This is a genomic window from Streptomyces sp. ERV7, assembly GCF_001653515.1.
In the GTDB taxonomy this organism is placed as follows: domain Bacteria; phylum Actinomycetota; class Actinomycetes; order Streptomycetales; family Streptomycetaceae; genus Streptomyces.
This window is the reverse complement of record NZ_LYOY01000006.1, coordinates 1-6541: the sequence shown is the minus strand read 5'-3', so window position 1 is coordinate 6541 and position 6541 is coordinate 1. Positions and strand designations below refer to the sequence as shown.

Genomic DNA, 6541 nt, shown 5'->3' with positions numbered 1-6541 from the left:
CCCCCCCCCCCCGGGCCCGCCGCTCGTCCTGGCGGGCGCAGTGCCCGGTGAAGTCGACGTAGCCGTAGGCGTGGAAGACGATCGGCCCGAAGGCCAGGTCCGTGCTGGCGTTGCCCTCGGGGTCGTACGCGACGTCCAGGCCGTGCGCCTGGGCGAAGGTCTCGACGGCGAGGTTGGTGTGCAGCGGGAGCAGGAACCGCTGGTCGTGCGGGACCGGGAGCTCCGTCCGCTCCAACTGGTCCGCCAGGCGCCGAAGGCCGGCCACGAAGGCGGCCCTCTCGCCGGTCTCGGGGGAAGTGGCCGCAGTCGATAAGACTGCGGAAGTACGCTGGTTGAGCATCGTGAAGCTCCTTCAGACAGAGAGAGCGATGCGTTGGCCTCGGCAGGAGCTCGGTAGGCGTTGGCGCGCCTCCGTAGCCCACATCTGCCGGGGCCGTTTCCATGCGCGAGGTGACTCGGGATGTCTCACCCGGCGTCAACCTCATGCAGTAGGTTCCACCTAGTGCATGAGGTTGTCAAGAGGTCTCGGCGAGCTCGGTCCTGCCGTCTGGCTCGCAGCTTTCGCCATGTGTTGCACTATCTGTGGCTGGTGCAGCAGGTGCGGGCGGAAGGAAGACGGAGTGGCCAAGGCGCAGGAAGGGCCCGCTTACAAGCGGCTGGCGGAGGAGCTGCGATCGCAGATCGCGCGCGGCGTCCTGCCGGTCGGTGAGCCGATTCCGTCTGCTTCGAACTTGATGAAGGCGCACGAGGTGTCCACCACTGTGGTGAGGGACGCGCTCAAGATCCTCCGGGACGAGGGGCTGATCTATGGCCAGCCCGGAAAAGCCGTCTACGTACTCGCGACGCCGGACGAGTCGAAGGCGAAGCGGCATTCGCTGGAGGAGCTGAGCGACGGGTTCCTGCAACTCCAGGAGCGAGTCGGTGAGTTGGAGGTGCCGTCCGATGCTTCTGCCGTGGAGGAACTGCGGGAGGAGATGGGCGAACTGCGCCGCTCGGTCGCTGTCCTTCAGGCACAGTTGATCGAGCTGTACGGGCGCGTGGGGCAGCCGTACCCGCGCGACAAGGCCCCCATGAAGACCGAGGGGCCAGAAGGGCCACGCAGGGCTGTCGGCGGCTGAGCCGCATTCGGAGGGGGACATGGAGAGCCCGAGGAAGTCCGGCACAGTCGTATCGCTGCACGGGAGGGCGTCCTATCGCCCCGATCTCGCAGAGTTGGCACGGAACCAGCTGAGCGCCGCCCGGACCACCAAGGGCCTGTCCCATGCGGAATTCGCGGAACTTCTGTCGACGATGCTCGACTGGAACGTGAGTCCGGAAGCTCTGGAGTCGTGGGAGACGACGGCGACCCCGCCCGGCGACGTCCTGGTCGCCGCAGAGCTGATGGTGCGGCAGTCCGCGCCCGGCCTGACCGAGGGGGAGCCGCGGGACGCTCTGACGCAGATCGTCGGCGATCAGTTCGCCGACCTGGCGGGCGTCTACGCGAGCCGTTCCGAGTTCCAGGCCAAGGTCTCCGCGGCCGACCTCCTGGACGAGGCCAAGGACATCAGGATGGCTGGGCTGTCGCTCAACCTGCTGTGTCAGTCGTACTCGGAGGCTCGATTACGCCAGATCATCGAGGAGGGGGCGACGTTGCAGGCGCTCTTCCTCAAGCCGTACGGCCACTTCATCGCGGAGCGTGAGCGTGAAGAGGGGTACCCGGAAGGGCGTCTCTCTGCGCTGACGGCGATGAATCTGACCATCCTGCAAGAGCGTGTGGTGGAGCGCTTGAGCCCCGAGGCGGTGCAGCGGATCGCGTTCGGGGTGTACGACGAGCCGATACGGTTCAACATCACCTTGATCGATGGCCAGTTGTGCGTGGCGCAGCCGTATCTGCCCCAGACTCGTGGTGTGGACTCGCCGACCTTCCTCGTACGCAAGCGCAGGGTTGCCGGCGGGCTCTATCCGACCTTCGACCAGATCTTCACCACGCTGTGGGAAAGGCGGGAAGTAAATGACTGACCTGCGGCCGCTGCTCGACATTGCCTGTGCGGCGCTGGACCAGACGTCTGGGCTGGTGACTGAGATGGCTCCCGGCGCGGTGCAGGCCAAGGGAGACCGCGACATGGTCTCCGAGATCGACTTCGCCGTCGAGGAGCGCGTGCGCGAATTCCTTCAGAAGGAGACCCCGGAGATCGGCTTCCTGGGGGAGGAGCACGGCGCCACGGGGCTCGGTGGATCGCTGACGTGGGCGCTCGATCCGGTCGACGGCACGGCGAACCTGGTCAACGGGATCCCGCTGTGCGGGGTTTCCCTGGGGCTGATTGAGAACGACCGAGCGGTGCTGGGGGTCATCGATCTGCCCTTCCTCGGGCAGCGCTTCAAGGCTGCCGAAGGGCATGGTGCGTACGCCGATGGCAGCCGAATTGCTGTGAGCCGGACGAAGGTCTTGAGTGAAGCCATCGTCGGCGTGGGCGACTACGCGGTCGGCGAGCACGCCCAGGAGCGGAACGTGCGCCGGCTGGCCTTGACGGCTCGGCTGGCCGAGAGCGTGCTGCGCGTGCGCATGCTGGGATCTGCTGCGCTGGATTTGGTGTGGGTGGCTTCCGGGAAGCTGGATGCCAGCATCGCGCTGAGCAACCATCCGTGGGACATGGCTGCCGGGGTGGCCATCGCACGCGAAGCTGGTGCGGTTGTCATGGATATCGACGGGACTGCGCACGACCTTCGATCTGCGGCCACCATCGCCGTGACGCCTGGGCTGCGTGACCCAGTCATGGGGCTCCTCACAGTGCTATAGAGCCAGCCTCGCGTGAGGCCCTTGGTTTGGCCCGCATGCCGCTTGATGGCACCTGCCCCATGGGGTTCCAGTATGAAGCCGCTCTGCAAGGAGGCTCTGGCTGGCGCTCCTCGTTGAGACTCAAAGATCCTTCCGCAGCGCCTAGGTGGCGAACTAAGTCAGGCACTTGGCTCCGAAGGCAAGCAGTGCGACCAACAGAGTGAGGGTGCCGGCGAAGACGGCTCCGCCCCGCTGAAGCGAGCCGGGGAGGGAAGTTCCGTCCCAGTAGGCCAACAGAGCGGCGGCGACAGCGCTCAGCATGGCCAGAAGGAGGGCGGCCAGCAGGGCGAGGGTGAGAAGCATCAGGCGCGTGGGCGACGCGGTCATGGGGGTCTCCCTTTCCCTGGAGGGGGCGGTTACGGGAAGGAAGATGGCTGAACTGACGTACAGGGGCGTTCGGCTGGACGAAAATGTACGAGCTTGAACAGCGACTGGGACGCTGGCGTGGAGGGACTGGGTGACAACGAGCGAGGCCCGGCAAGAAGCGCTGACCGACTTGAAGAAGCGGCTGCGGAGCCTGCGGGCACAGCGACGGTTCTCCATGATCGTTCTGGCCAAGCGGGCCGGACTGAGCCGGACCACGATCAGCCAGGCGCTGAACGGGACCACCGTGCCCAGCGAATCAACGGTGGCGGCGCTCGCGGCGGCCCTGGGAGCCGATGCCGAGGCATTGCTGCGGACCTGGGCCCGCGCCCAGCCTCCTGCGGCTTCCGTTGGTACCCCCGACCCTGCCGAACCTGTGTCGGATGGCGAGAGGCAATTCGAGGCCTGGTATCGACAGTACGTGGGAGAGCGTTACGGGCAACTGTCGGTCATCGGGCTGGATCTTTCGCGACCTGAGCGGGCCTGCTGGCCGTTGGACGCCGCGTACCTGAGCCTGGAGCTCGCCGCGCCGATCCACGGCATTGGTCTGGCCGACGGCCGAGGAGACATCAATGCCGCGCGGCCAGGTGCAGAGGACGGGGTGCGCGTGGAACGCGCGGAGCAGGCCTTAGCCGGCAAGCGCAGAATCCTGGTGCGGGGCCTGGCCGGCAGCGGCAAGACGACTCTGCTGCAGTGGCTCGCCGTGTCGACGGCCCGCCGCCGACTGCCGGCGGAACTGATCCACCTGACGGACTGCCTGCCGTTCGTGCTGCCATTGAGGACCCTGGTACGCCGCGGTGAACTCCCGGCCCCACATGAGTATCTAGCCGCGGTGGGGTGCCAGCGCGACCAGGCCCAGCCGCAAGGGTGGGTCGATCGAGCATTGCTCGACGGCCGTGCCTTCCTGCTTGTCGACGGTCTCGACGAAGTACCCGAGACGCAGCGTGCTCGCACCCGGCAATGGTTGCGAGAACTACTCAGTGCCTACCCACAGGCGTCCTATTTGGTGACAACACGTCCTTCGGCAGTGCCCGAGGGATGGCTGGCAGACAGTGGCTTCACCGAGCTGACGGTGCGCCCGATGAGCACCCGGGACGTCGCGGTCTTCGTTACCCGATGGCATACGGCGGCCGCAGCCATTGCCACCACAGATCAAGAGCGAGATCACTTGGCGGCCATGGAGGAGGCCCTCAAGGACACGGTTCGTTCGCAGCGCGACCTCGCCCGCCTGACCACCACACCGCTGCTGTGTGCTTTGGTTTGTGCCCTCCACCGTGACCGGCGCGGTCACCTGCCTCACGGGCGGATGGAACTCTACGAAGCGGCCCTCTCGATGTTGCTGCACCGCCGTGACCGTGAACGTGACATCGACGCACCCGAAGGTCTCACTCTCACCGAACATCAGAGTATCCAGATTTTGCAACGCCTGGCGTACTGGCTAATTCGAAATGGTCAGACGGAACTCGACCGCGACACCACTCGTGTCCTCGTTTCTGATGCCTTACCCGCGATGCCGCACGTCGCCCGACAGGGAGATTCCGGGGCTGTCCTGGCACACCTTCTCGCCCGCTCAGGACTTTTACGACAGCCGACAGCCGAAACTTTCGACTTCGTCCATCGCACATTTCAGGACTACTTAGGTGCCAAGGCGGCAATCGAGGCTCGCGATATTCCCTTGCTGGTCCGCCACGCACATGACGATCAGTGGGAGGACGTTCTCCGCATGGCTGTCGCGCACGCTCGCCCACATGAACGCGCCGACTTGTTGCGCCGTTTGATCAGCCGTGGCGATCGAACTCCAAAGCACCGCACTCGCTTGCACTTGCTGGCCACTGCTTGCCTGGAACACGCCACCGAACTTGACCCGGGTATCCGTCAAGAAGTCCAAGACCGTACTGCTGCGCTCTTGCCCCCGCGAAGTTTTGAGGAAGGGAATGCATTGGCTGCAGTTGGCCCGGTGATTCTCGACCTCCTCCCTGGCCCCGAAGGCCTAGAGGACGACGAAGCGCAAGCCGTGGTCCATACCGCTGGTCGGATCGGTGGCGACGCGGCTCTCACCGTCGTGAAGAAGTTCCGCACATGCACCAACAGAGACGTGCAGTGGGCGCTCCAAGGTGAGTGGGGCCGTTTCGACACTGAAGATTATGTGCGAGAGGTTCTCTCTCACATCCCGGATTTTTACTATGCGATAGTGGAATCAGTTGAGCAACTCATGGCGCTGCGGTCCCTGCCCACCCCTAACAATCTCAGTTTCGTTGGCGCCTTCACGAGCTGTGACATCGCTAGTTCAGTCGAACCCGCCCGCGTGCGGTCGATATCGATCGCCAACAATGTGATGTTGCGGAGCTTGGACGACTTGCGGTCCTTCAAATCCCTGAAGCAGCTGAGCCTTACTCGATGCCCTGGCGTCAAGGATCTGACTACTCTCGCCGACACATCCGTCACGGATCTCTACCTCTATGAGGGTGTATCTATCGGTGGCCTCCACGAGCTGACGAAGCTGCAGTACTTGGGCCTCAATACGGAAGGCCCAGACGGGAATCTTGGGGCATGGCCGGTAAACGCGGACCTCAACGGTCTGTACCTCGGGAATATCGTGTGTGCGCACATCGGAACGCTGGACGGGATCTCCCGCTGGCCTAACCTCACGAACGTGAACCTGTGTGGCTCTGTGGAGGGCATGTCACAGCTGGCGAAACTCGCCCACCTGAGCCACCTGCTGGTGCAACTGGACGCGCTACCGTCCATGCTCGGGCAACTGCCCCCCATGCCACAGGTTCGCGATCTCTTCCTCGGGAGTAGACGCGAGGAAGTCGATCTCGTCATGGTGCGCACCGTCTTCCCGGAGCTGGAGAGACTGACGATCAGCTGCCATGGCGAGCGGCGTCGGGTGGATCTCAACCCCCTGCGGGGTATGTCGTCTTTGGCCGCCGTACGGATCCGTGACGCGGACGAAGTGCTCGGAACGGATGATTTTCCACCTGGCACTGTTTCCCTCAACCCTCGCCCACGCGCGTGATCTAGTCGGCGTCGTGGCCTTGCGGGAGAGATCCGGGCCAGTCGCGGGCCACAGGTGATCGTCAAGAGTCACACCGTGTCATCTGGCCAGCTTGATGGTCGGTTCGACTGTGTCGGCCCAGCGGACTGTAAATCCGTCGGCTCTGCCTACCCAGGTTCGAATCCTGGCGCCGCCACACTGGGTGAGACCCCCTCTCATCTGCGGAAACGCAGGTGAGAGGGGGTTTTCTCGTTGTCCGGGCGCGATCCTTCCACCGGGATGGGAGGCGGGTGAGCCGGCTCACCTTGCTCACCCTGCGTCACCCGGAATTGCCGCGTCCGATTTCTGCCCCCATCCCCCATCCC

The 6541-nt window shown here is 64.7% G+C and carries 6 protein-coding genes and 1 tRNA gene; 5 read left to right on the top strand and 2 right to left on the bottom strand.

All coding sequences use genetic code 11. From position 1 onward, the window contains the following. The coding region (locus tag A8W25_RS05525) for a hypothetical protein (RefSeq protein ID WP_158942412.1) at window positions 1-265 on the bottom strand (265 nt) is incomplete at its 3' end. A gap of 355 nt (window positions 266-620) precedes the next feature. Between A8W25_RS05525 and A8W25_RS05520 the strand changes: the two genes are divergently transcribed. The 3 genes from A8W25_RS05520 to A8W25_RS05510 are packed head-to-tail and all read left to right on the top strand — an operon-like array spanning window position 621 to window position 2776. Further along, window positions 621-1118: a GntR family transcriptional regulator gene (locus A8W25_RS05520; RefSeq protein WP_067156876.1), complete on the top strand. Its 498-nt coding sequence runs from the start codon at window positions 621-623 to the stop codon at window positions 1116-1118. A 19-nt stretch (window positions 1119-1137) separates the two neighbouring features. Next, window positions 1138-1998, top strand: coding sequence for a DUF5919 domain-containing protein (locus A8W25_RS05515; RefSeq protein ID WP_067156873.1), 861 nt, complete (start codon window positions 1138-1140; stop codon window positions 1996-1998). Continuing rightward, window positions 1991-2776: an inositol monophosphatase family protein gene (locus A8W25_RS05510; RefSeq protein WP_067156872.1), complete on the top strand. Its 786-nt coding sequence runs from the start codon at window positions 1991-1993 to the stop codon at window positions 2774-2776. The genes A8W25_RS05515 and A8W25_RS05510 overlap by 8 nt, the downstream gene beginning before the upstream one ends. 153 nt (window positions 2777-2929) lie before the next feature. Here A8W25_RS05510 and A8W25_RS05505 read toward each other — a convergent pair whose 3' ends face one another. Then, window positions 2930-3142, bottom strand: coding sequence for a hypothetical protein (locus tag A8W25_RS05505; RefSeq protein WP_067156871.1), 213 nt, complete (start codon window positions 3140-3142; stop codon window positions 2930-2932). 130 nt (window positions 3143-3272) lie between these two features. Here A8W25_RS05505 and A8W25_RS05500 point away from each other — a divergent pair, with 130 nt between their 5' ends. Continuing rightward, window positions 3273-6197 (top strand): NACHT domain-containing protein, encoded by a 2925-nt coding sequence (locus A8W25_RS05500; RefSeq protein WP_067156870.1) that lies wholly within the window; start codon window positions 3273-3275, stop codon window positions 6195-6197. A gap of 24 nt (window positions 6198-6221) precedes the next feature. Then, window positions 6222-6372 (top strand) — tRNA-Tyr (locus A8W25_RS33830). Window positions 6373-6541 lie beyond the last annotated feature (169 nt).

Excerpts from the sequence above, each read along its gene's own strand:
- A8W25_RS05510 (WP_067156872.1), top strand. The coding sequence starts at position 1,991 with ATGACTGACCTGCGGCCGCTGCTCGACATTGCCTGTGCGGCGCTGGAC.
- A8W25_RS05505 (WP_067156871.1), bottom strand. The coding sequence starts at position 3,142 with ATGACCGCGTCGCCCACGCGCCTGATGCTTCTCACCCTCGCCCTGCTG.
- A8W25_RS05515 (WP_067156873.1), top strand. The coding sequence starts at position 1,138 with ATGGAGAGCCCGAGGAAGTCCGGCACAGTCGTATCGCTGCACGGGAGG.